This is a genomic window from Paracoccus versutus (assembly GCF_000763885.1).
Taxonomy (GTDB): Bacteria; Pseudomonadota; Alphaproteobacteria; order Rhodobacterales; family Rhodobacteraceae; genus Paracoccus; species Paracoccus versutus.
The window spans coordinates 1-24,964 of sequence record NZ_JRKO01000016.1 but is presented as its reverse complement, the minus strand read 5'-3'; the positions used below and the strand labels follow the sequence as shown (position 1 = coordinate 24,964).

20 protein-coding genes are annotated in these 24,964 nt (G+C 68.1%); 17 read left to right on the top strand and 3 right to left on the bottom strand.

Annotated elements, in window-relative coordinates:
- The first annotated feature begins 24 nt into the window (after window positions 1-24).
- The 7 genes from IT40_RS08760 to IT40_RS08730 all read left to right on the top strand — a co-directional run bounded on the left by IT40_RS08760 (window position 25) and on the right by IT40_RS08730 (window position 8,828).
- The gene (locus tag IT40_RS08760; RefSeq protein ID WP_036753332.1) at window positions 25-1,347 is read left to right on the top strand and encodes a purine-cytosine permease family protein; all 1,323 of its coding nucleotides are present in this window, start codon (window positions 25-27) and stop codon (window positions 1,345-1,347) included.
- A gap of 118 nt (window positions 1,348-1,465) precedes the next feature.
- Window positions 1,466-3,295: a sensor histidine kinase gene (locus IT40_RS08755; protein WP_243700171.1), complete on the top strand. Its 1,830-nt coding sequence runs from the start codon at window positions 1,466-1,468 to the stop codon at window positions 3,293-3,295.
- On the top strand, window positions 3,292-4,638 hold the full coding sequence (locus tag IT40_RS08750; protein WP_036753328.1) for a sigma-54-dependent transcriptional regulator: 1,347 nt from the start codon (window positions 3,292-3,294) through the stop codon (window positions 4,636-4,638). The genes IT40_RS08755 and IT40_RS08750 overlap by 4 nt, the downstream gene beginning before the upstream one ends.
- Before the next feature lie 191 nt (window positions 4,639-4,829).
- Window positions 4,830-5,804 (top strand): tripartite tricarboxylate transporter substrate-binding protein, encoded by a 975-nt coding sequence (locus tag IT40_RS08745; protein ID WP_036753325.1) that lies wholly within the window; start codon window positions 4,830-4,832, stop codon window positions 5,802-5,804.
- Between the two features lie 56 nt (window positions 5,805-5,860).
- Complete coding sequence (locus tag IT40_RS08740) at window positions 5,861-6,325, top strand: tripartite tricarboxylate transporter TctB family protein (protein ID WP_036753322.1); 465 nt, start codon at window positions 5,861-5,863, stop codon at window positions 6,323-6,325.
- A 7-nt stretch (window positions 6,326-6,332) separates the two neighbouring features.
- Entirely contained in the window at window positions 6,333-7,841 is a 1,509-nt protein-coding gene (locus IT40_RS08735; RefSeq protein WP_036753319.1) for a tripartite tricarboxylate transporter permease, read from the top strand.
- Window positions 7,842-7,862: 21 nt separating this feature from the next.
- Window positions 7,863-8,828 (top strand): Bug family tripartite tricarboxylate transporter substrate binding protein, encoded by a 966-nt coding sequence (locus IT40_RS08730; protein ID WP_036753316.1) that lies wholly within the window; start codon window positions 7,863-7,865, stop codon window positions 8,826-8,828.
- A 37-nt stretch (window positions 8,829-8,865) separates the two neighbouring features.
- Here the strand turns inward: IT40_RS08730 and IT40_RS08725 are convergent, their stop codons facing one another.
- The gene (locus tag IT40_RS08725; RefSeq protein ID WP_036753313.1) at window positions 8,866-9,678 is read right to left on the bottom strand and encodes an FCD domain-containing protein; all 813 of its coding nucleotides are present in this window, start codon (window positions 9,676-9,678) and stop codon (window positions 8,866-8,868) included.
- 157 nt (window positions 9,679-9,835) lie between these two features.
- Between IT40_RS08725 and IT40_RS08720 the strand changes: the two genes are divergently transcribed.
- Genes IT40_RS08720 through glcF form a run of 3 tightly spaced genes read left to right on the top strand, consistent with a single transcriptional unit; the run spans window position 9,836 to window position 13,708 of the window.
- A complete protein-coding gene (locus IT40_RS08720; RefSeq protein ID WP_208021312.1) occupies window positions 9,836-11,281 on the top strand; it encodes an FAD-linked oxidase C-terminal domain-containing protein in 1,446 nt (481 codons plus the stop codon).
- Window positions 11,278-12,411: an FAD-binding protein gene (locus tag IT40_RS08715; RefSeq protein ID WP_036753307.1), complete on the top strand. Its 1,134-nt coding sequence runs from the start codon at window positions 11,278-11,280 to the stop codon at window positions 12,409-12,411. The genes IT40_RS08720 and IT40_RS08715 overlap by 4 nt, the downstream gene beginning before the upstream one ends.
- Window position 12,412: 1 nt before the next feature.
- The gene (gene glcF / locus IT40_RS08710; RefSeq protein WP_036753303.1) at window positions 12,413-13,708 is read left to right on the top strand and encodes a glycolate oxidase subunit GlcF; all 1,296 of its coding nucleotides are present in this window, start codon (window positions 12,413-12,415) and stop codon (window positions 13,706-13,708) included.
- Window positions 13,709-13,800: 92 nt separating this feature from the next.
- On the opposite strand, the gene cysN is transcribed toward glcF, so the two are convergent.
- Both cysN and cysD read right to left on the bottom strand, forming a co-directional pair.
- Window positions 13,801-15,723, bottom strand: a complete 1,923-nt coding sequence (gene cysN, locus IT40_RS08705; protein ID WP_036753300.1) for a sulfate adenylyltransferase subunit CysN — start codon at window positions 15,721-15,723, stop codon at window positions 13,801-13,803.
- A gap of 1 nt (window position 15,724) precedes the next feature.
- Entirely contained in the window at window positions 15,725-16,660 is a 936-nt protein-coding gene (cysD, locus tag IT40_RS08700; RefSeq protein WP_036753297.1) for a sulfate adenylyltransferase subunit CysD, read from the bottom strand.
- Window positions 16,661-17,114: 454 nt separating this feature from the next.
- Between cysD and glpD the strand changes: the two genes are divergently transcribed.
- From glpD to IT40_RS08665, 7 genes are read left to right on the top strand one after another with little or no spacing between them, the layout of a single operon-like run.
- Window positions 17,115-18,707, top strand: coding sequence for a glycerol-3-phosphate dehydrogenase (gene glpD / locus IT40_RS08695; RefSeq protein WP_036753292.1), 1,593 nt, complete (start codon window positions 17,115-17,117; stop codon window positions 18,705-18,707).
- 14 nt (window positions 18,708-18,721) lie between these two features.
- Window positions 18,722-19,801: an ABC transporter ATP-binding protein gene (locus IT40_RS08690; RefSeq protein WP_036753289.1), complete on the top strand. Its 1,080-nt coding sequence runs from the start codon at window positions 18,722-18,724 to the stop codon at window positions 19,799-19,801.
- A gap of 1 nt (window position 19,802) precedes the next feature.
- Window positions 19,803-20,891 carry an ABC transporter ATP-binding protein gene (locus IT40_RS08685; RefSeq protein ID WP_036753286.1) on the top strand — a complete coding sequence of 363 codons (1,089 nt, stop codon included), beginning with the start codon at window positions 19,803-19,805 and terminating at the stop codon, window positions 20,889-20,891.
- Window positions 20,891-21,778, top strand: a complete 888-nt coding sequence (locus IT40_RS08680; protein WP_036753283.1) for a carbohydrate ABC transporter permease — start codon at window positions 20,891-20,893, stop codon at window positions 21,776-21,778. Before IT40_RS08685 ends, IT40_RS08680 begins: the two co-directional genes overlap by 1 nt.
- Window positions 21,778-22,581 carry a carbohydrate ABC transporter permease gene (locus tag IT40_RS08675; RefSeq protein WP_036753280.1) on the top strand — a complete coding sequence of 268 codons (804 nt, stop codon included), beginning with the start codon at window positions 21,778-21,780 and terminating at the stop codon, window positions 22,579-22,581. The genes IT40_RS08680 and IT40_RS08675 overlap by 1 nt, the downstream gene beginning before the upstream one ends.
- Window positions 22,581-23,006, top strand: a complete 426-nt coding sequence (locus tag IT40_RS08670; protein WP_072462212.1) for a DUF2160 domain-containing protein — start codon at window positions 22,581-22,583, stop codon at window positions 23,004-23,006. The genes IT40_RS08675 and IT40_RS08670 overlap by 1 nt, the downstream gene beginning before the upstream one ends.
- Before the next feature lie 38 nt (window positions 23,007-23,044).
- Complete coding sequence (locus tag IT40_RS08665) at window positions 23,045-24,766, top strand: ABC transporter substrate-binding protein (protein ID WP_036753277.1); 1,722 nt, start codon at window positions 23,045-23,047, stop codon at window positions 24,764-24,766.
- The last annotated feature ends 198 nt before the right edge of the window (window positions 24,767-24,964 follow it).

Sequence of the window (24,964 nt, the reverse complement as noted above, 5' to 3'; positions counted from 1 at the left end):
AAAATCATGCAGGGAGCTTCAGCCATGGCTGGATCTTTGGACAATTCGGAAGAACTGGAATTTTCGGACCGGCCGGTGCCGCGCGACCAGCGCATGGGCCGGCTGCCCCTGACCATGGCCTGGTGGTCGGTCTGCTCGGCCATGTTCTATCTCGTCATCGCCGCCTCGCTGGCGCTGGCCTATGGGGCGCGCAACGCCATCATCGGGCTGGTGCTGTCGGTCATCGCCTATGCGGCGGTGAATGCGGTGCTGGTGCGGCACGCGATCCGCACCGGGCTCAGCGTATCGCTGTTCTCGCGCATCCTGCTGGGCCGCAGCGGGGCGGCGGTGGCGACGCTGATCTTCTTTGCCACCGCGATCTATTACGCGGTGTTCGAGGGCTCGGTGATCGCCGTCGCCCTGCGCGAATATGCCGGCATCTCCTATCCGCTGGCGGCGCTGGTGGTGGCGGTCTATTCGGTGGCGCTGATCTTCGGCTCGATCCAGAACTGGCTGGACAAGTTCAACGGCGTGCTTCTGCCCTTCTACCTGCTGGGGCTGGTCGCGGCGGTGGTGCTGGCGGTGGCGGAATACGGCTATTCGGACGCCTGGCTGAACCTTGGGCCACAGGGCGGCGCGCCCGCCGGCGGCTGGTGGGATTGCTTCGTCGCCTATATGGGCGTCTGGATCCTGATGATGTTCACCTATGACTATGCCCGCTTCGGCCGGCCCGAGGACGCGCGTTTCCACGCCACCATCAACTTCGGCGCGCCCTTCTATGCCGTGGCCTTCCTGCTCAACGGGCTGGTCGGCATCTTCCTGGCCGCCAGCCTGCCGACCGAGGGCGGGGTTTCCGAGGTCTCGGTCGTCTTCGCGCTGGTGCAGCTGATGGGCGTGGGGGGCCTCGCCTTCGTCTGGATCTCGCAGACCCGGATCAATACCGCGAACTATTACCTCGCCGCGGTGAACATGGAGAGCTTTGCCCAGACCGTCTTTCGCCTGCACCTGCCGAAATGGGTCTGGGCCTGCGTGGTCGGCGCCGTCACCTATGCGCTGATGCTGGCCGATGTCTTTGCCTATATCCTGCAGGCGCTGGCCTATCAGGGCATCTTCGTCGTGGCCTGGGTCGGCATCGCGCTGGTCCATATCGCGACGGATCGCGGCGCCGGCGACGCCGATCTGGCGCAGGCGCGCGCGGTCAACCCGGCGGGGCTGGGGGCCTGGCTTCTGGCCTCGGGCGCGGGGCTGGCGCTGCATTTCGCCGGCGGCACGGCGGCCTCGCTTTCGGCGCCGGCGACCTTCCTGGTCGCGGCGGCGGGCTATGCGGCGCTGGCGGGCCGGGCGGCGGCGCGCCGGGCGCTGTCCTGACCCCTGGCACAAGGCCGGTTGCGCGCAGCCGGCCTTGCTGTCAGATTCCGCCGCGGAGGAAGGAAGGGGGCGGAGCCATGCCTTGGATGCACGGGCCGGGATGCGGATAGGGCCGGCCTTGCGCAAGCCGGTTGCGGGCTGCTGGCCGCTGGCGCTGTGCCTGGCCTGCGTGGCGGCCGTCCTGTGGCTGGGGGCGCAGCTGGCGCATCAGCATTACTTCCGCGAAGGCCACGCCCGCGCCACCACCGCGTTGCGGCTGACGGTGAACGCGCTCAACGCCGACCTGGCGCGCTACGAGGTGGTGCCGCAACTGGTCGCCGACCTGGACCTGATCCGCCAGCTTGCCGCCGATCCCGGCAATGCCGCGCTGCGCCGGCAGACGAACCGCTGGCTGGCCGAGCAGAACGAGGCCGTGCAGGCCTCGGACATCTACCTGATCCTGCCCGATGGCGAGACCATCGCCCATTCCGGCTACCTGGGCCCGGCCAGCTTCGTCGGGCAGAACTTCAGCTACCGGCCCTATGTCATCGACGCCATGGCGGGCGGGCAGGGGCGGTTCTACGGCATCGGCACTACCTCGGGGGTGCGGGGCTATTTCTTCTCGGCCCCGGTCGAGGACGATGCTGGCCGGATCAGCGCCGTCGTCGCGGTCAAGATCGGCGTCGACCGGATCGAGGCCTCCTGGCGCGGCAACCAGTATCGCGTGCTGGTGACCGACCCCGAGGGCACGGCCTTCCTGTCCTCGGAGCCGAGCTGGCTTTACCACAGCATCCGGCCGCTGACGCCCGAGCGGCTGGCGCGCACCGAATCCTCGCGCCGCTATGCCGGCACGCCGCTGGCCGAATTGCCGATGCAGCGGCTGGCGCTGCATGGCGCGCCGGTGTTTCGCCTGCCGCCCGCGCTTGGCGGCGAGGAGGCGCGCAGCCACGACTATATCGCCGCCTCCGAGGACATGCCGGGGGCGGGCTGGACCGTGCATGTGCTGCTGGACAGCGCCGACTTGCGGTCCGAGGCGCGGCTGGCGGTGCTGAGCCTGGCGCTGCTGATCGCCGTCGCCGGCATCGGGCTGATGATGTGGCGCCAGCGCCGGGCGCGGATCGCCGACCGCCTGGCCGCCACCGCCGAACTGGAGCGCCGCGTGGTCGAGCGCACCGCCGACCTGGCGCGGGTCAACAGCCAGCTGGAGCAGGAGATCGCCGAGCGCCGCGCCACCGAGGCCGAGCTGCGCGCCGCCCAGGCCAGCCTGGTGCAGGTCGGCAAGCTGGCGGCGCTGGGGCAGATGTCGGCCTCGCTCTCGCACGAGATCAACCAGCCGCTGGCGGCGGCGCGCAACTATGCCGACAGCGCCGCCATCCTGATCGAGCGCGGCGACCTGGCCCGCGCGCGCGAAAACATCGCCCAGATCCTGGCGCTGGTGGACCGCATGGCCGCCATCGGCAAGCACCTGCGCCATGCCGCGCGAAAGCCCGACGACCGGCTGGGCGCGGTGGCGCTGGCCGGGCTGCTGGACGAGACCCGCACCATCGTCGCCGCCCGGCTGGCCAGCAGCGGCGCGGTGCTGGAGCTGGACGTGCCGCCCGACCTGCCGCCGCTGCGGGCGGGGCCGACGCGCCTGCAGCAGGTGCTGGTGAACCTGATCACCAATGCCGCCGATGCGGTCGAGGGCGGGGCGAACCGCCGCATCACGCTGTCGGCGCGGGCCGAGGCGGGCCGCATCGCCATCCGGGTGCGCGACCGCGGCCCCGGCGTGCCCGCGGCCATCGCCGCGCGCATCTTCGACCCGTTCTTCACCACCAAGGGCATGGGGGCGGGGCTGGGCCTGGGCCTGTCGATCACCGCCAATATCGTGCGCGATTTCGGCGGCGAGATCGCCTGCCGCAACATGGACCCCGGCGCCGAGTTCTGCGTGACCCTGCCCGCCGCCGCGGCTGCCGAGGCCGCCGCATGACCCGGCGCGTGCTTCTGGTCGAGGATGACGAGCAGATGCGCAGCTCGACCGCCCAGGCGCTGGAGCTGGCGGGTTTCGCCGTCGAGCCGCTGGCCTCGGGCGAGGAGGCGCTGGCGCTGGCCGGGCCGGGCTTTGCCGGTGCGGTGGTCAGCGACATCCGCATGCCGGGCATGGACGGCATGACCCTGCTGGGCCGGCTGCACGAGGTCGATCCCGAGATCCCGGTGATCCTGGTCACCGGCCATGCCGAGGTGCCGCTGGCGGTCGAGGCGATCCGCGGCGGCGCCTATGATTTCATCGAAAAGCCCTTCGTGGTGCAGGAGCTGGCCACGGTGATCCGCCGCGCCATCGACCATCGCGGGCTGGTGCTGGAAAACCGCCGCCTGCGCGCCGTCGCCGGCAAGCGCGACGATGTCGAGGCGCGGCTGCCCGGCCGCACCCAGGTCATGGTCGACCTGCGCTATCGGCTGCGCGCCATCGGCGCCTCGGACGCCGATGCGCTGGTGATCGGCCCGACCGGCGCCGGCAAGGAGGTGGTGGCGCGCACGCTGCACGACATCTCGGCCCGCGCCGGGCGGCCCTTCATCGCCATCAACTGCGCCGCCCTGCCCGAGGCGCTGATCGAATCCGAGCTGTTCGGCCACGAGGCCGGCGCCTTTCCCGGCGCGCTGCGCCCGCGATACGGCAAGTTCGAACATGCGCGCGGCGGCACGGTGCTGCTGGACGAGATCGGCTCGATGCCTTTGGAGTTGCAGGCCAAGCTGCTGCGGGTGCTGCAGGAACGCACGATCACCCGGCTCGGCTCGAACGACCCGGTGGCGCTGGACGTGCGCTTCATCGCCGTCAGCAAGGCCGATCTGGAGGGGCTGGTCGCGCAGGGCCGCTTTCGCGAGGATCTGTTCTGGCGGCTGAATGTCGCCGTGCTGCACGTCCCGCCGCTTTCCGCCCGGCGCGAGGACATTCCGCTGCTGTTCCTGCAGCTCCTGCGCGAAGCCGCCGCCCGCCACAACCTGCCCGAGCGCCAGGCCCCCGCCGCCTTCCTGTCCGGCCTGGCCGCGCGGGAATGGCCGGGCAACGTGCGCGAATTGCGCAACCTGGCCGAGCGTTTCGTGCTGGGGCTGGAAGGGGTCGAGCTTGGCCCGGTGCAGGGCGCGCGCCTGGCCGACCGCGTGGCCGCTTTCGAGCGCAGCCTGATCGCCGGCGCCATCGCCGCCCATGACGGCAAGCTGCGCCCGGTCTACGAGACGCTGGGGATCTCGCGCAAGACGCTCTACGAGAAGATGCAGAAATACGGGCTAGACCGCCGGCTGATCCTGGATGCGCCCGAGGACGAGACAGGCTGAGCGAAAAATGGGTGGAAATCCACCCATTCCTGCCGGGCGATGTTCCCCTTTCCACCCATTTCCGGCGCATTGCGGCAATATGCGCCGCATGGTCTGCGTTTTTGATTTGTGCCGCGGTCCGGCCCGCCGCAGGCTTCACCCGGTGGCCGCGCCGGGCAAGGCGCCGGCCGGAATATCCTTGGGGAGGGAACATGGCTTATCCGAAGCTTCTGGGCGCGCTTTGCGCCGCGACATTGCTGGCCGCGCCGGCCTTTGCGCAGGACTGGCCGCAGCGCCAGATCACCATGGTCGTGCCGTTCTCGGCCGGCGGTCCGACCGACACGGTCGCGCGCATGGTGGCCGAGCGCATGTCGGCCGACCTGGGCCAGCAGATCATCGTCGAGAATATCGGCGGCGCCGGCGGCACCCTGGGCGCGGCCAATGTCGCCAAGGCCGATCCGGACGGCTATACGGTGCTTTTGCACCATATCGGCATGGCGACCTCGGCCACGCTTTACCGCAACCTGGCCTATGACACGCTGAACGCCTTCGAATATGTCGGGCTGGTGACCGAGGTGCCGATGGTGGTGACGGCGCGCAAGGATTTCGAGCCGGCCGATTTCACCGCCTTCAAGGACTACGTCAAGGCCAATGCCGACCAGCTGACGCTGGCCAATGCCGGCATCGGCGCGGCCAGCCACCTGTGCGGCATGCTGCTGATGCAGGCGCTGGAGGCGCCCTTGGTGACGGTGCCCTACAAGGGCACCGGCCCGGCGATGACCGACCTGCTGGGCGGGCAGACCGACATCATGTGCGACCAGACCACCAACACCACCCAGCAGATCAAGGGCGGCACGATCAAGGCCTATGCCGTGACCTCGCCCGAGCGGCTGGAGCTGTTCCCCGACCTGCCCACCGCCAAGGAAGGCGGGGTCGAGACGATGGAATTCGGCATCTGGCACGGCATCTATGCCCCCAAGGGCACGCCGGCCGAAGTGACCGAGCGGCTGTCGCAGGCCCTGCAGGTCGCGCTGGCCGACGAGGGCGTCGCCAAGGCGATGGCCGACCTGGGCACGGCGCCCGAACCGGCGGAAAACGCCACGCCGGCCGCGCTCAAGGCCAAGCTGGAATCCGAGATCGCCCGCTGGAAGCCGGTGATCGAGGCCGCCGGCGTCTATGCCGACTGAAACGGAAAGCGGCCCCGCCCCTTGCGGCGGGGCCCGTCACTCGGGGGGAGGAACGCATGTCCGCAAAACCCAAGGATACCACCGACATCGTCGCCGGGCTTTCGATGATGGCGGCGGCGGCATTCTTCGGCTGGCACACGGCCGGGCTGGAAATCGGCACTTCGCTGCGGATGGGGCCGGGATATTTCCCGATGGTCCTGTCCGGCCTTCTGTTCGTTCTGGGGCTGATCATCCTGCTGAGATCCTTCGGGCGCGAGGATGACGAGCCCTTCGGCAAGGTCGCCTGGCGCGGGCTGCTGTTCATCCTGCCGGCGCCGATCTTCTTTGGCCTGACGGTGCGCGGCCTCGGCTTCGTGCCGGCGCTGTTCTTCACCACGCTGATCGCCTCGCAGGCCTCGATGCGCATGCGGCCGCTGGCGGCGCTGATCCTGGCGGTGGCGGTGACGATCCTGTCCACGCTGATCTTCAGCTACGGCCTTGGCCTGCCTTTCCGGCGCTTCGGCCCCTGGCTGGGCATGTGAGGGCGCGATGGAACTTTTCAGCAATCTCGCCCTTGGCTTTTCGGTCGCCTCCTCGCTGGAGAACCTGGCCTTCTGCCTGATCGGGGTGCTGCTCGGCACGCTGATCGGCGTGCTGCCCGGCATCGGCGCCACGGCGACCATCGCCATGCTCTTGCCGATCACCTTCCAGCTGGAGCCCGTCAGCTCGCTCATCATGCTGGCCGGCATCTATTACGGCGCGCAATACGGCGGCTCGACCACGGCGATCCTGATCAACATGCCGGGCGAAAGCTCGTCGGCCGTCACCGCCATCGACGGCTACCAGATGGCCCGCAAGGGCAAGGCCGGCACTGCGCTGGCGCTGGCGGCGCTGGGGTCGTTCTTCGCCGGCTCGGTCTCGACCTTCCTGGTGGCGCTGTTCGCCCCGCCGCTGACCGCGGTGGCGCTGAAATTCGGCGCGGCCGAGTATTTCAGCCTGATGGTGCTGGGCCTGGTGATGTCGGTGGCGCTGGCGCATGGCTCGGTCCTCAAGGCGCTGGCCATGGTGGTGCTGGGCCTGCTTCTGGGCATGGTCGGCACCGACATCTATACCGGCGCGCCGCGCTTCACCCTGGGGATCACGCAATTCGCCGACGGGCTGAACTTCGTCGCCGTCGCCGTGGGGGTCTTCGGCATCGCCGAGATCCTGCGCAACCTCGAGGACGAGCATGACCGCCAGGTCATGACCAAGAACATCAACCGGCTGTTCCCGACGCGCGAGGAGTTGCGCCAGATGATCGGTCCCGTCCTGCGCGGCACCGGCATCGGCTCGATCCTGGGCATCCTGCCGGGCGGTGGGGCGATCCTGGCCAGTTTCGCCAGCTACACGATCGAGAAGAAGGTCTCCCGCCACCCCGAGGAGTTCGGCAAGGGCGCGCTGGCCGGCGTCGCCGGGCCGGAAAGCGCCAACAATGCCGGGGCGCAGACTAGCTTCATCCCGCTCTTGACGCTGGGGATTCCGGCGAACCCGGTGATGGCGCTGATGATCGGCGCCATGATCATCCAGGGCATCGTGCCGGGGCCGAACGTGGTCAGCGAACAGCCCGCGCTGTTCTGGGGCATCGTGGCCAGCATGTGGATCGGCAACCTGATGCTGGTGGTGCTGAACCTGCCGCTGATCGGGCTGTGGGTCAAGCTGCTGAGCGTGCCCTATTACGTGCTGTTCCCGATCATCATGGCCATGTGCTCGATCGGGGTCTATTCGGTGAACTCGAACAGCTACGACCTGTTCGCCGTCGCCTTCTTCGGCCTGCTTGGCTATGTCATGTCCAAGCTGCGCTGCGAGCCGGCGCCGCTGCTGCTGGGCTTTGTCCTGGGCCCGCTGCTGGAGGAAAACCTGCGCCGGGCGATGATCCTGTCGCGCGGCGATCCCACGACCTTCCTGACCCGCCCGATCAGCGCCACCCTGCTGGTGATGTCGCTGATCGTTCTGGTGCTGGTCTTCATGCCGCAGATCCGCAAGCGCCGGGACGAGGTCTTTACCGAAAGCGACGCCTGAACATTCAACTGGGAGGAAACCATGACCGCATCCATCACCCGCCGCCTGCTGCTGGGCGCCGCCATGGCGCTTGGCCTGGCCGGCGCCGCTGCCGCCGAATACCCGGATCGCCCGATCACCCTGGTCATCCCCTTTGCCGCCGGCGGCTCGACCGACGTGGTCGGGCGCATCGTCGCCGAACGGATGAGCCAGGAACTGGGCCAGCAGGTCATCGTGCAGAACGTCGGCGGCGCCGGCGGCAGCCTGGGCGCGGCCCAGGTCGCCAAGGCCGATCCCGACGGCTATACGATCCTGATGGCCACCGTCGCCACCCATGCGCTGAACCCGCTGATCCTGAAGCAGAAACCCTACGACCCGGTTGCGGATTTCGCGCCGGTGTCGCTGTTGGTGCTGGTGCCGAACGTGCTGGCGGTGAACCCGGAGCTGCCGGTGAACACGGTGCAGGAACTGATCGACCTCGCCAAGGCCGAGCCGCTGGCCTATGCTTCCTCGGGCAACGGCACGCCGCTGCACCTGTCGGGTGAGCTGTTCAAGGCCATGGCCGGGGTGGACATCACCCATATCCCCTACAAGGGCTCGGGCCCGGCGCTGACCGACGTTCTGGGCAACCAGGTGCCGATCATCTTCGACAACCTGCCCTCGGCCTCGGGGCATATCGCCTCGGGCAAGCTGCGGGCGCTTGGCGTGACCACCGCCGAACGCGCGCCCAGCTTCCCCGACATCCCGGCCATCGCCGAGACCCTGCCGGGATACGAAACCTATACCTGGAACGCGCTTTTCGCCCCCGCCGGCACGCCGCCCGAGGCGGTCGAGGCGCTGAACAAGGCCGCGCTGGCCGCCATGGCCGACCCGGCGGTGGCCGAGCGGATGAAGGAGTTCTCGGCCACCATCGTCGCCTCGTCCCCCGAGGAGCTGGCCGAGCATGTCAAGGCCGAGATGGCGAAATGGGAGCCGGTGGTCCGCGACGCCAATGTCAGCCTGGACTGAGCGGGGATAAAAGGGCCGGAACCCGGCCCTTTCGCCCCTAGCCCCCTGCGGCGGGGGCGGATGATCTGGCGCCGGCCGCGCGCGTGCCGGCGCCGCCGCCGTTCAGCCGGCGCAGCGACAGATCGAGCCGCGCCTCGGCCTCGCGGATCTCGCGGCTGGCCTGGCGCAGATAGCCGATATGCTCGCCCGCCGCCTGCCGGGCGGCCTCGGCATCGCGGGCAAGGATCGCCTCGGCGATGGCGCGGTGCTGCTGGCGCAGCAACTCGCGGATGGCCGGCACCGCGAACAGCCGGCTGCGGTTCTGGATCACGTCCGAACGCAGCACCCCCGCCAGCGCCTGCATGATCTGCAAGAGCGTCAGGTTATGGCTCGCCTCATAGATCAGCAGGTGCAACTCGGCATCCGCCTCGGCCTCCTCGCCGGTATCGGCGCGGGCATGGGCGCGGTCGATGCGGCCAAGGCAGTCGCGGATGCGCGCCAGCTCGATCTCGGTGGCGCGCTGCGCGGCCAGCCCGGCTGCCGCGCTTTCGACGATGCCGCGGAACTCCAGGTAATCGTCCGCCGCCTCGGCATGGCGGGCCAGCATGGCGATCAGCGGATCGGTGATCGCCGCGCTGCCCAGGGCCGCCACCCGGCTGCCGCGCCCGCCGGCGCTGGTCAGTAGCCCGCGCTCCTCAAGGATCTTCAGTCCGTCGCGCAGGGTCGAGCGCGAGACGTTCAGCCGCTCGGCCAGCTCGCGCTCGGGCAAGAGCCGCTCGTCGGGGCGCAGCGAGCCCTCAAGGATCAGCGATTCGAGATGCTGGGCCACGGCCTCGGCGGCGCGTTCGGATTTTACGGAAGCGTTGGTCATGGGCGCTCGTGCGATTTTGTCGGATCGCTGCCATGTAAGCACAAATCCGGCGCATTGGTCCAGAAAAATACCGATTGACGAATGTGGTCTGAAAATTATACCAAGAATGCAGGGGCAGAGGACGGCCCCGCCACCAAGGGAGGAGAGCTTGTCCGGTATCGCCATGCCCAGCCCCGATGCGGCCATCCTTGCGCGCGCGCCGCAGATCGTCGCCGCCCTGCGCGACGTCCTGCCCGCGGATGCCGTGATCTCGGACCCCGAGGAGACGCGGGCCTATGAATGCGACGCGCTGACCGCCTATCGCTGCCCGCCGCTGGCCGTGGTGCTGCCGCGCACGACCGAGGAAGTCGCGGCCGCCATGCGCATCTGCCACGAGATGCGGGTGCCGGTGGTGCCGCGCGGTGCGGGAACCTCGCTGGCCGGGGGCGCGCTGCCCACGGCCGATTCGGTCATCATCGCCACCCTGCGCCTGCGCGAGGTGCTGGAGATCGACACCGCGAACCGCATCATTCGCGTGCAGACCGGCGTGACCAACCTGTCGGTCAGCGCCGAGCTGGAACCGCAGGGCTTCTTCTATGCGCCCGACCCGTCCTCGCAGCTGGCCTGCACCATCGCCGGCAATATCGCGATGAACTCGGGCGGGGCGCATTGCCTGAAATACGGCGTCACCACCAACAACCTGATGGGCGCCACCGTGGTGCTGACCACCGGCGAGGTGGTCGAGCTGGGCGGGCCCGAGATGGGGCCGATGGGCCTGGATCTGATGGGGCTCATCTGCGGCTCGGAAGGGCAGCTGGGCATCGTGACCGAGGCCACCTTGCGCATCCTGCCGCGCCCCGAGGGCGCGCGCCCGGTGCTGATCGGCTTCGACGGCGCCGAGGTGGCCGGCGAATGCGTGGCGCGGATCATCCGCTCGGGCGTGCTGCCGGTCGCCATCGAATACATGGACGACGTCTGCCTGCGCGCGGTCGAGGCCTTTGCCCATGCCGGCTATCCCGATTGCGCCGCGGTGCTGATCGTCGAGGTCGAGGGCTCGCCGGCCGAGATCGACCACCAGATCGCCCGCATCCGCGAGATCGCGGGTGCCCTGAACCCGGTCGAGTTCCGCGAAAGCCGCAATGCCGACGAAGCCATGGCGATCTGGAAGGGCCGCAAGTCGGCCTTTGGCGCCATGGGCCGGCTGGGCGACTATATCTGCCTGGACGGCACCGTGCCGGTGGGCCAGCTGCCCTATACGCTGAAGATGATCGGCGAGCTTTCGCGCCAGCATGGGCTGGAGGTCGCGAATGTCTTTCATGCCGGCGACGGCAACATGCACCCGCTGATCCTGTTCAACGCCAACAAGCCCGGCGACCTGGAGCGGGCCGAGGCTTTCGGCAACGACATCCTGCGGCTTTGCGTCGATGTCGGCGGCTGCCTGACCGGCGAGCATGGCGTGGGCATCGAAAAGCGCGACCTGATGGGCAAGCAATATGACGGCCCCGACCTGGAGATCCAGATGGCGGTCAAGGACGCTTTCGACCCGCGCTGGCTGCTCAACCCGGCCAAGGTCTTTCCGCTGGACGCAAGCCAGTCCTGGCGCGAGGAGGCAGCCGCCCGATGACCCCCGACAACCCCAGCGGCGCGGGGCTGAGCCCCGCCAGCGAGGCTGAGCTTGCCGCCCTGATCGCCGAGCGTTTCGCCGCCCGTCTGCCCCTGCGCATCGCCGGCGGCGGCACGCGGGTCGAGACCGGCGCCGTGCCGGGCGAGCTGATGTCCACCGCCGCGATCGGCGGCGTCGTGACCTATGAGCCGGGCGAGATGACGCTGATCGCCCGCGCCGGCACGCCCCTGGACCAGATCCGGGCCATGCTGGCCGCCGAGGGCCAGGCGCTGGCCTTCGAGCCCGCCGACATGCGCGGCGTGCTGGGCCGTAACGGCACGCCGACCATCGGCGGCGTGGTCGCGGCCAATGCCAGCGGCCCGCGCCGGCTGCTGGCCGGGGCCTGCCGCGACCATCTGCTGGGGGTGCGCTTCGTCGACGGCCAGGGCCGGGTGCTGAAGAACGGCGGCCGGGTGATGAAGAACGTGACCGGCCTCGACCTGGGCAAGCTCTTTTGCGGCGCGCATGGCACGCTGGGCGTGTTGACCGAGGTGGCGCTGAAGACGCTGCCGCACCTGCCCGACCGCTGCACGCTGGGCTTTCACGGCGTCACGGTCGAGGAGGCGGTGGCGATCTTCTCGGCCGCGCTGGCGACGCCTTTCGAGGTCTCGGGCGCCGCCTTCCGCGACGGCTCGGCCTGGCTGCGGGTCGAGGGGCTGGGGCCGCAGATGACCTATCGCCGCGACCGGCTGCTGGCGCTGCTGGCACCGCGCGAGGCCGAGGTGCTGGACGATGCCGCCACCCTGGCCCTGTGGCCCGAGCTGCGCGACCTGGCGCATTTCGCCGGCGCGGACGCGCCGCTCTGGCGGGTGCTGGTCAAGCCCAGCGACGCCCCGGCCGCGGCGCGGGCCTTGCAGGCGCTGGGGGGCGAGGCGTCGCTCGACTGGGGCGGCGGGCTCGTCTGGTATTGCGGGCCGGGGACGGCCCAGGCGGTGCGGCAGGTCGCGCCCCATGCCACGCTGGTCCGGCGCGGCGGGCTGGACGGCCCGGCCTTTCCGCCCGAGGCCCCGGCCGTCGCCCGGCTCTCGGCCGGGTTGCGCCACAGGTTCGACCCCGCCGGCATCCTCAATCCCGGCCTGATGGACAGCTGACATGCAGACCAATTTCACGCCTCGGCAATTGGCCGACCCCGGCACGGCCCGCGCCAACGAGATCCTGCGCAGCTGCGTCCATTGCGGCTTCTGCACAGCGACCTGCCCGACCTACAAGGTGCTGGGCGACGAGCTGGACAGCCCGCGCGGCCGCATCTACCTGATCAAGGACATGCTGGAGAACGGCAAGATCCCCGATGCCAAGACCGTCGGCCACATCGACCGCTGCCTCAGCTGCCTTTCCTGCATGACCACCTGTCCCTCGGGCGTGCATTACATGCACCTGGTCGATCACGCCCGCGAATATATCGAAAAGACCTATCGCCGCCCCCTGGGCGAGCGGGCGCTGCGCTGGCTCTTGGCGCGCATCCTGCCCTATCCGGGGCGCTTCCGACTGGCGCTGATGGGCGCGAAGATCGCGCAACCCTTTCGCCGGCTGGTGCCGGACGCACGGCTGCGGGCGATGCTGGACATGGCGCCGCGCGACATCCCGCCGCCCAGCCTGAACGACCGCCCGCAGGTCTTTGCCGCCGAGGGGCCGCGCCGCAAGCGGGTGGCGCTGCTGGTCGGCTGCGCGCAAAGGGCGCTGAACACCGACATCAACGACGCGACCATCCGCCTTCTGCGCCGGCATGGCTGCGAGGTGGTGATCCCGCGCGGCCTGGGCTGCTGCGGCGCGCTGACCCATCACATGGGCAAGACCGACGAAAGCCACGCCATGGCCGCCGCCAATATCCGTGCGCTGATGGCCGAGGTCGCGGGCGAGGGGCTGGACGCGGTGGTCATCAACACCTCGGGCTGCGGCACCACGGTCAAGGACTACGGGCACATGTTCGCGCATGATCCGCTGGCCGCGGATGCCGCGCGGGTGGCCGGCCTGGCCAAGGACATCACCGAGGTCATGGCCGAGCTGGGCTTGCGCGAGCCCGGCCATGCCGAGCCGCTGCGCGTCGGCTATCACGCCGCCTGTTCGTTGCAGCACGGCCAGCAGATCCGCAGCGCGCCCAAGGAATTGCTGGCCGCTGCCGGCTTTACCGTGCTGGAGCCCAGGGACGCGCATATCTGCTGCGGCTCGGCCGGCACCTACAACCTGATGCAGCCGGCGATCTCGGCCGAGCTGAAGCGCCGCAAGGTCGAGACGCTGGAGGCGCTGACCCCGCAGGTGATCAGCGCCGGCAATATCGGCTGCATGATGCAGATCGGCTCGGGCACCGGGGTGCCGGTCGTCCATACGGCCGAACTGCTCGACTGGGCCACCGGCGGGCCAAGGCCGCGGGCGCTGGCGGACAGGGCCTAGCGCCGCCGCTTGGAAAAGCCCGACCCCGACATGCGAACGGCGGCCGCAACCCGGCCGCCGTTCTTTTGTCTCATCCGCGAAGGGGCGGGGCGTCAGCTCATCTCGCGCAGCACGTATTGCACGATGCGCTCGGCCGCGTCCTCGGGCGTCAGCTCGACCGTGTTCACGGTCAACTCGGCGTTCTGCGGCTGCTCATAGGGGCTGTCGATGCCGGTGAAGTTCTTCAGCTGGCCCGACCGCGCCTTTTTGTACAGGCCCTTGACGTCGCGCGCCTCGGCCACCTCCAGCGGCGTGTCGACGAAGACCTCGACGAACTCGCCCGGCGCCATCAGGTCGCGCACCATCTGCCGTTCCGAACGGAAGGGCGAGATGAAGGCGGTCAGCACGATCAACCCGGCATCGGTCATCAGCCGCGCCACCTCGCCCACGCGGCGGATGTTTTCCACCCGGTCGGCATCGGTAAAGCCCAGGTCGCGGTTCAGCCCGTGGCGGATGTTGTCGCCGTCCAGCAGGAAGGTGTGCTTGCCCAGGGCATGCAGCTTCTTCTCGACGATATTGGCGATGGTGGACTTGCCCGAGCCCGACAGGCCGGTGAACCAGACCACGGCGGGCTTCTGGTTCTTCAGCGCCGCATGGGCATCGCGGTTCACGTCCAGCGCCTGCCAGTGGATGTTCTGCGACCGGCGCAGCGCGAAATGGATCATGCCCGCCGCCACCGTGGCATTGGTCATGCGGTCGATCAGGATGAAGCCGCCCAGGTCGGGGTTCTGGGCATAGGCCTCGAACGGGATCGGCCGGTCGGTCGAGATATTGACCACCCCGATGGCGTTCAGCCCCAGCGTCTTGCTGGCCAGATGCTCCAGCGTGTTGACGTTGACCTCATACTTGGGCTCGGTCACGGTCGCGGTGACGGTCTGGGTGCCGATCTTCAGCAGGTAGGGGCGGCCCGGCAGCATCTCCTGCTCGGCCATCCAGACCACCGTCGCCTCGAACTGGTCGGCGACCTCGCAGGGCTGGTCGGATTGCACGATCATATCGCCGCGCGAGCAGTCGATCTCGTCGGCGAAGGTCAGCGTCACCGACTGGCCGGCGACGGCCAGGTCCAGGTCGCCGTCATAGGTGACGATCGACTTGACCGTGGTGGTCTTGCCCGAGGGCAGCACCCGGATGGCGTCGCCCGGCCGCACCATGCCCGCGCCGATCTGGCCGGCAAAGCCGCGGAAGTCCAGGTTCGGCCGGTTCACCCATTGCACCGCCATGCGGAAGGGCTGGTCCAGCATGCGGGTGTCGCTGACCGGCGCCTCTTCCAGGTGGCCCAGCAGCGTCGGGCCCTGGTACCAATGCATGTTCGGGCTTTTCTCGACGATATTGTCGCCCTTGAGCCCCGAGATCGGGATCGGCAGGAAGCTGTCCATGCCGATCTGCTTGGCGAAATGCGAATAATCCGCGACGATGTCGTAGAACCGCTCGGCCGAGTAATCGACCAGGTCCATCTTGTTCACCGCCAGCACCACGTTCTGGATGCCCAGCAGGTTCACCAGGTAGCTGTGCCGCCGGGTCTGGGTCAGCACGCCCTGGCGCGCGTCGATCAGGATCACGGCAAGGTCGGCGGTCGAGGCGCCGGTGACCATGTTGCGGGTATATTGCTCGTGGCCGGGCGTGTCGGCGACGATGAACTTGCGCTTGTCGGTGGCAAAGAAGCGATAGGCCACGTCGATGGTGATGCCCTGCTCGCGTTCCGCCGCCAGGCCGTCGACCAGCAGGGCGAAGTCGATCTCGCCGCCCTGGGTGCCCACGACCTTGGAATCGCTTTCCAGGCTCGCCAGCTGGTCCTCGAAGATCATCTTGCTGTCATAGAGCAGCCGGCCGATCAGCGTGGACTTGCCGTCGTCGACCGAGCCGCAGGTGATGAAGCGCAGCATGGTCTTGTGCTGGTGCTTCAGCAGATAGGCGTCGATATCCTGGGAGATCAGCGTGTCCGTGACATAGACGGGGCTTTTCATCTCGTGGTTCATCTCAGAAATACCCCTCTTGCTTCTTCTTCTCCATCGAGGCCGACTGGTCGTGGTCGATGGCGCGGCCCTGCCGCTCGGACGTGGTGGTCAGCAGCATTTCCTGGATGACCTCGGGCAGGGTCTTGGCGTTCGATTCCACCGCGCCGGTCAGCGGATAGCAACCCAGCGTGCGGAAGCGCACGGATTTCATCATCGGTTGCTCGCCCTCGCGCAGGCGGAAACGGTCGTCGTCGACCATGATGAGCAGGCCGTCGCGTTCCACCACCGGCCGCAGGTCCGAGAAATACAGCGGCACGATGTCGATGTTTTCCAGGTGGATATACTGCCAGATGTCCAGCTCGGTCCAGTTCGACAGCGGGAAGACCCGGATCGATTCGCCCTTGCCCTTGCGGGTGTTGTAGAGCTTCCACAGCTCGGGGCGCTGGTTCTTGGGATCCCAGCGGTGGTTGGCCGAGCGGAACGAGAACACCCGTTCCTTGGCGCGCGACTTTTCCTCGTCGCGGCGCGCGCCGCCGAAGGCCACGTCGAAATTGAACTTGGTCAGCGCCTGCTTCAGCCCGTCGGTCTTCCACATGTCCGTATGCAGGCTGCCGTGGTCGAAGGGGTTGATGCCCTTTTCCATCGCCTCGGGGTTGTGGTGGACGATCAGCTCCATGCCCGCCTGCGCCGCGGCGCGGTCGCGCAGATCGTACATGGCGCGGAATTTCCAGGTGGTGTCGACATGCAGCAGCGGGAAGGGCGGCGGGGCCGGGTAGAACGCCTTCTTCGCCAGATGCAGCATGCAGGCCGAATCCTTGCCGACCGAATAGAGCATCACCGGGTTGTCGGCCGCCGCCACGACCTCGCGCATGATCTGGATGCTTTCGGCTTCAAGCCTTTGAAGATGGGTCAGCGTGGCCACCTGACCCCCGGTATGTATGACGGATTGGCTGTTCATCTGGATGGCCCTTGTTCTTAGGATGCGCCGTCCTTGCCAGATTTTCCCGCCGAGACCAAGCCCGGCAAGACCGAAACGGCGTCCCTTTGCCGCATGGACGGCGAAATTGCTGCATTGCGGCAACGGCGGGCAGTCGCGGATGGCAGCGCGGCGGCGTGGAAATGCCTTTCTACCTGCGGTTGCCGCGCCCTCGGCGCTTCCGAATGTTCGTTTCAGTTCGATTTTGGCCTTGACGGCGGCTCGCCGTTCTTGCGGCGCAAGAAAAACCGCGCATCCTGTCCTGGGTTTCTTGCTGCATCTGCATTGTTTTCACGCGAATCATGCTGCAATGCCGCGCATGTTCATTCGCTTTTTCCAAAAGCGATCATAAACGAAAATTTTCGCTTGACCGGGGTCACGAAGCCGTTACACCTTTCGGCTATCGACGGACGCGCAGCGACGGGGAGGGATCGGCGTGTCGGCACCAGTGCGGCCCCAGGCCGACCTTTTCATCATCGGCGGAGGAATCAACGGCTGCGGCATCGCGCGGGATGCGGCGGGGCGCGGGCTTGCGGTCACGCTGGCCGAGATGGGCGACCTGGCGCAGGCGACCTCATCGGCCTCGACCAAGCTGTTCCATGGCGGGCTGCGCTACCTGGAGTTCTTCGAGTTCCGGCTGGTGCGCGAGGCGCTGGAGGAACGCGAGACGCTGCTGGCCGCGATGCCGCATATCTCCTGGCCGATGCGTTTCGTGTTGCCCTGGTCGCCCGACATGCGCTTCGAGGCCGACACGCCGACCTCGCGCATCCTGTCGCTGGCGATGCCCTGTCTGCGCGGCCGCCGCCCGGCCTGGCTGATCCGGCTGGGGCTGTTCCTTTACGACAATCTGGGCGGCCGCAGGATCCTGCCGGGGACCAGGCGGCTGGACCTGTCCCGCGACCCGCTGGGCAAGCCGCTGAAGCCGGGCTTTCGGCGGGGCTGGGAATATTCCGACTGCTGGGTGCAGGATGCGCGGCTGGTGGTGCTGAACGCCCGCGACGCGCAGGCCCGCGGCGCCACCATCCTGACCCGCACCCGCGTCACCCATGCCGAGCGCGCGGACGGGCTGTGGCGCATCACCACCGAGGGGGCGGGGGGCACGCGCATCCACCACGCCCGCGCGCTGGTCAATGCCGGCGGGCCATGGGTCGAGGACGTGATCCGCAACGTCGCGCATATCCCCTCGGCCGAAGGGGTGCGGCTGGTGCGCGGCAGCCACATCGTCGTGCCGCGGCTTTACGACCACGACCGCTGCTATTTCTTCCAGGGCACGGACGGGCGGATCATCTTCGCGATCCCCTTCGAAGAGGATTTCACCCTGATCGGCACCACCGACATGGACCATCGCGGCCCCCCCGGCGAGGCGCGCTGCACCGAGGAAGAGCGCGATTACCTTTGCGCCTTCGCCAGCCGCTATTTCGCCCGGCCGGTGACGCCCGATCAGGTGGTCTGGACCTATTCCGGGGTGAGGCCGCTTTACGACGACGGCGCGAAATCGGCCACGGCGGCGACGCGGGACTATGTCCTCAGCCTGCAGGACGGCGAGGCGGGCGGGGCGCCGCTGCTCAACGTCTTCGGCGGCAAGATCACCACCTACCGCCGGCTGGCCGAGGGCGCGCTGGCCAGGCTTGCGCCCTACTTTCCGCAGGCGGGCGGGGACTGGACCGCGCGGGTGCCGCTGCCGGGCGGCGACTTCCCGGTGGACGGGGTCGAGGATCTGCTGGCCCAGCTGCAGGCGCGCCACCCGTTCCTGTCGCCGCGCCTGTCGCGCCGGCTGGTGCGCACCTATGGCACCGAGGCGTTCCTGCTGCTCGACGGCGCCGGCAGCATGGCGGCGCTGGGGCGCGATTTCGGTGCCGGGCTGACCGAGGCCGAGGTGATCTGGCTGATCCGCCATGAATTCGCCGCCACCGCCGAGGACATCCTGTGGCGCCGCACCAAGCTGGGCCTGCACATGACCGAGGCGCAACGCCGCGAGCTGGCGGCCTTCGTGGACAGGCACCATGCCGCCCATTCGGCGGCGGAATAGGGGAGGGTAAGGCTTTGCTGGAACTGCAGGGCGTATCGCGGTCGGTCGGGGGCAGGGTGCATGTCCACCCCACCAGCCTGACCCTGCAAAGGGGCAGCATGAACGTGCTGCTGGGCCCGACGCTTTCCGGCAAGACCAGCCTGATGCGGCTGATGGCGGGGCTGGACCAGCCGACGACCGGCCGCATCCTCTGGGACGGGCGGGACGTGACCGGCCAGCGGGTGCAGGACCGCGGCATTGCCATGGTCTACCAGCAGTTCATCAACTATCCCGGCCTCTCGGTCTATGAAAACATCGCCTCGCCCCTGCGCATCCTGCGCCGGCCGCGGGACGAGATCGACCGCAAGGTGCGCGAGACCGCCGAGATGCTGCACCTGACGCCGATGCTGGCGCGCAAGCCGCTGGAGCTTTCGGGCGGCCAGCAGCAACGCTGCGCCCTGGCCCGCGCGCTGGTCAAGGGCGCCGGGCTGGTGCTGCTGGACGAGCCCTTGGCGAACCTCGACTACAAGCTGCGCGAGGAATTGCGGGTCGAGATCCCGCGCATCTTCGAGGCTTCCGGTGCGATCTTCGTCTATGCCACCACCGAGCCCGAGGAGGCGCTGCTGCTGGGCGGCCATACCGCGACGCTGTGGCAGGGCCGGATGACGCAATTCGGCCCGACGCCGCAGGTCTATCGCCAGCCGGTGGATGCGACCACGGCGCGGGTGTTCAGCGATCCGCCGATGAATTTCGTCGCCGCCCGCAAGCAGGGCGATGCCGTCACCTTCGGCGACAGCGTGCTGGCCGCGGGCAGTTTCGCCGACCTGCCGGACGGCGCCTATCTGGCCGGGTTCCGCGCCAACCACCTGTCGCTGGCCCGGCACGGCCCGGCGGCGGTGGCGTTCGCCTGCACGCTGGTCGGGACCGAGATCACCGGCTCGGAAACCTTCGTCCATGTCGAGCATGGCGCCGACCGCTGGGTCGGGCTGGTCGAGGGCGTGCATCTGCTGACGCCCGGCCAGCCGCTTTCGGTCTGGCTGGACCCGGCGCATGTCTACCTGTTCGACGCGTCCGGGCGGCTTGCCGCCCCGGCCGCCTATGCGAAGGCGGCCTGACATGGCGCGGATCACCCTGCAGAACCTGGCCCACAGCTACCTGCCCCATCCGCGGTCCGATGCGGATTTCGCCCTGAAACGGATGGACCATGTCTGGCAGGACGGCGGCGCCTATGCGCTGCTGGGCGCCTCGGGCTGCGGCAAGACCACGCTTCTGAACATCATCTCGGGGCTTCTGACCCCCAGCCAGGGCCGGGTGCTGTTCGGCGACCGCGACGTGACTGCGGCCCCCACGGCCGAGCGCAACATCGCCCAGGTGTTCCAGTTCCCGGTGGTCTACGACACCATGACCGTGCGCGACAACCTGGCCTTCCCGCTGAGGAACCGCGGCAAGGACGCCGCCTATGTCAAGGCGCGGGTGGACCGGATCGCGCGCATGATCGGCATGGAGGCATGGCTGAACCGCAAGGCGCAGGGGCTGACCGCCGATGCCAAGCAGAAGATCAGCCTTGGCCGCGGCATGGTGCGCGAGGACGTGAACGCGATCCTCTTCGACGAGCCGCTGACCGTCATCGACCCGCAGATGAAATGGGAGCTGCGCACCCAGCTCAAGGAGCTGCACCGCCAGTTCGGCCATACCATGATCTACGTCACCCACGACCAGACCGAGGCGCTGACCTTTGCCCAGCAGGTCGTGGTCATGCACGAGGGCCGCGTGGTGCAGATGGGCACGCCCGAGGAGCTGTTCGAAAAGCCCGCCCACAGCTTCGTGGGCTATTTCATCGGCTCGCCCGGCATGAACTTCCTCGATGCCGAGGAGCTGCGGGGCGACCAAGCCCTGCTGCCCGGCGGCGAGGTGGTGGCGCTGGGGGCGCATTATCCCCCGGTCGCCGGCCGGGTGCAGATCGGCATCCGCCCCGAACATGCCAGGCTGGTCGCCAGCGGCGGGCTGCCGCTGACCATCCGCCGGATCGAGGATCTGGGCCGCCACCGGCTGGTGCGCGGCGAGGTCGCGGGCCGGCCGCTGAACGTGGTCATGCCCGAGGGGATGGCGGTCGGCGGCCTGCCGCAGGTCGCCTTCGCGCCGGGCAAGATCAACGTCTATGCCGACGACTGGCGCGTCGCGCCGTTGGAACAGGGGGGCGGCTGATGGAAAAGACCCAGAACAACAAGGCCTGGTTCCTGGTCCTGCCGGTGCTGGTCGTCGTCGCCTTCTCGGCGGTGATCCCGCTGATGACGGTGGTGAACTATTCGGTGAACGACACGTTCGGCAACAACGCCTTCTTCTGGGCGGGCCTCGAATGGTTCGACGAGATGGTGCATTCGCGCCGCCTGCACGGGGCGCTGGGGCGGCAGGCGCTGTTTTCCGCCATCATCCTGGCGATCGAGGTGCCGCTGGGCATCTTCGTGGCGCTGAACATGCCCAAGAAGGGCTTCTGGTCCAGCCTGGTGCTGGTGCTGATGGCGCTGCCGCTGCTGATCCCCTTCAACGTCGTCGGCACCATCTGGCAGATCTTCGGCCGCACCGACATCGGGCTTCTGGGCCGCGGGCTCAAGGCGCTGGGGCTGGACTACAACTATACCAACGACCCGCTGGACGCCTGGATCACCGTGATCGTGATGGATGTCTGGCACTGGACCAGCCTGGTCGCGCTGCTTTGCTATGCCGGGCTGCAATCCATCCCGCAGGCCTATTACCAGGCCGCCAAGATCGACCAGGCCAGCCGCTGGGCGGTGTTCCGCCATATCGAGCTGCCCAAGATGAAGGGCGTGCTGCTGATCGCCGTGCTTCTGCGCTTCATGGACAGCTTCATGATCTATACCGAGCCCTTCGTCGTCACCGGCGGCGGTCCCGGCAACTCGACCACCTTCCTGTCCATCGACCTGGTGAAGATGGCGGTCGGGCAGTTCGACCTCGGCCCCGCCGCCGCCTTCTCGATCATGTATTTCCTGGTGATCCTGCTGGTCAGCTGGGTGTTCTACACCGTCATGACCAATATCGACCGCAGCCAGGCCGACATCCCGGAGGGCATGTGATGCGCCTGAAGCCCTCGGCCCTGGTGATGCTGATCTACCTGCTGTTCCTGCTGGTGCCGATCTACTGGCTGGTGAACATGAGCCTCAAGACCAATGCCGAGATCACCGGCACCTTCAGCCTTTACCCGCACAACCTGACCCTGCGGAACTATCGGGTGATCCTGACCGATCCCAGCTGGTACATGGGCTATGTGAACTCGATCATCTACGTGGTGATGAACACGGTGATTTCCGTCGCCGTGGCGCTGCCGGCCGCCTATGCCTTCAGCCGCTACAGCTTCATGGGCGACAAGCACCTGTTCTTCTGGCTGCTGACCAACCGCATGTCGCCGCCGGCGGTCTTTGCGCTGCCCTTCTTCCAGCTTTACTCCTCGGTCGGGCTTTTCGACACGCATATCGCCGTGGCGCTGGCGCATTGCCTGTTCAACGTGCCGCTGGCGGTCTGGATCCTGGAAGGCTTCATGCGCGGCGTCCCCAAGGAGATCGACGAGACCGCCTATATCGACGGCTACAGTTTCCCGCGCTTCTTCGTCAGGATCTTCATGCCGCTGATCGCCAGCGGCATCGGGGTCGCCGCCTTCTTCTGCTTCATGTTCAGCTGGGTCGAGCTGCTCTTGTCCCGCACGCTGACCTCGGTGAACGCCAAGCCCATCGCGGCGACGATGACGCGCACGGTTTCCGCCAGCGGCATGGACTGGGGCGTGCTGGCGGCGGCGGGGGTGCTGACCATCATCCCCGGCGCCTTGGTGATCTGGTTCGTGCGCAACTACATCGCCAAGGGCTTTGCCCTGGGGAGGGTCTGATGTCCGACGCCGCCATCCCGACGCACAAGCGCATCGCCTGGCCGGCGATCTATGCCCTGGCCGTCCTGCTGATGGGCGCCGTCCTGGCCCTGCTGGTCTGGGCCACGCCGGTCAAGGACGGGGCCAGGGACTGGACCGCGCCGATGGTTCCCGGCGGCTGGATGGCCTGGACCTTTCCGGTGGCGCTGTTCTTCTGGGTGATCGCGGGCCTGCTGGTGCTGTTCACCATCCTGGCCATCCGCTTCCCGGAAACCCCGCGCCGCGGCATCCTGCGCATCGAGACGACGCGCGGCGACCGGCTGTTCATCTCGCTTCTCGGCTCGGCCTTCATCTGCCTGGGCTGGCTGTTCTTCGCAGGCCCCCCGCTGTGGTGGGGGCTCGCGCTCTGCCTCGTCCATGCCGCGGCGGTGTTTCGCTGGGTCTGACGGGGATCGGGAAACGGTGTCTCATCAGGGAGGAAAACATGAGACCGATGCAAAGGACCACGGCCATGGCGCTTGCGCTTGTGGTCATGGGCGCGCCCGCCTGGGCGGACATGGAGGCGGCGAAGAAATTCCTCGACGCCGAGATCGGCGATCTGTCCTCGCTCTCGCGCGAGGACCAGGAAAAGGAGATGCAATGGTTCATCGACGCCGCGCAGCCGCTGGCGGGGATGGAGATCAAGGTGGTCTCGGAAACCATCACCACCCATGAATACGAGGCCAAGGTGCTGGCGCCCGCCTTTACCGCCATCACCGGGATCAAGGTCACGCACGACCTGATCGGCGAGGGCGACGTGGTCGAGAAGCTGCAGACCCAGATGCAGACCGGCGAGAACATCTATGACGCCTATGTCAACGACAGCGACCTGATCGGCACGCATTGGCGCTATCAGCAGGCGCGCAGCCTGACCAAGTGGATGGCCGAGGAGGGCAAGGACTTCACCAGCCCGACGCTGGACCTCGACGATTTCATCGGGCTGAAGTTCACCACCGCCCCGGACGGCGAGCTGTATCAGCTGCCCGACCAGCAATTCGCCAACCTCTACTGGTTCCGCTACGACTGGTTCAACGACCAGAAGACGCAAGAGGATTTCAAGGCGAAATATGGCTACGACCTGGGCGTGCCGGTCAACTGGTCGGCCTATGAGGACATTGCCGAATTCTTCACCGGCCGCGACATGTCCTATGTCGAGGGCGGCCCGGCGAAGGCCTGGGGCAACATGGACTATGGCAAGAAGGATCCCAGCCTGGGCTGGCGCTATACCGATGCCTGGATGTCCATGGCCGGCATGGGCGACAAAGGCGAGCCGAACGGGCTGCCGGTGGACGAATGGGGCATCCGCGTCGACGAGAACAGCCGCCCCGTCGGTTCCTGCGTGGCGCGGGGCGGCGCGACCAACGATGCCGCGGCGGTCTATGCCGTGACCAAGGCCATCGACTGGCTGCAGAAATACACCCCGCCCGAGGCCATGGGCATGACCTTCGGCGAGGCGGGGCCGGTCCCGGCGCGCGGCGACATCGCCCAGCAGATGTTCTGGTATACCGCCTTCACCGCCGATATGGTCAAGCCGGGCACCCCGGTCATGAACGAGGACGGGACGCCGAAATGGCGCATGGCCCCCAGCCCGCACGGCGCCTATTGGTCCGAGGGCACCAAGATCGGCTATCAGGACGTGGGTTCCTGGACGCTGATGAAATCGACGCCGGTGGATCGCGCGCAGGCCGCCTGGCTCTATGCGCAATTCGTGACCTCGAAGACCGTGGACGTGAAGAAATCCCATGTCGGGCTGACCTTCATCCGCGAATCGACCATCCAGGACCAGTCCTTCACCGAACGCGCGCCGCAGCTGGGCGGCCTGGTCGAGTTCTATCGCTCGCCCGCCCGCGTGCAATGGTCGCCGACCGGGACCAACATCCCGGATTATCCCAAGCTCGCGCAGCTGTGGTGGCAGAACATCGGCGACGCGCTTTCCGGCGCCAAGACCCCGCAGGAGGCGCTGGACGCGCTTTGCGCCGAGCAGGAGCGGGTGCTGGAGCGGCTGGAGCGCGCCGGCGTGCAGGGCGACCTGGGGCCCAAGATGAACGAGGAAAAGGATCCGCAGGAATGGCTGGCCGCCGAGGGCTCGCCCGTCGGCCCGCTGGAGAACGAAAAGCCGCAGGGCGAGACGATCTCCTATGACGAGCTGATCAAGTCCTGGCAGTGATGCCTTGCGGGGGCGGGGCCCTTGGGCCTCGCCCCCTTTCCGCCGAACCGCCAGCGACCAGGACAGGCCGGAGGCCGCCGATGCCGCATCTTCTTTCGATCGACCAGGGGACGACGTCGTCTCGGGCGATGGTCTTCGACGCTGGTTTGCGTCCGATCGCCTCGGCGCAGCACGAATTCCCGCAGCACTACCCGGCCT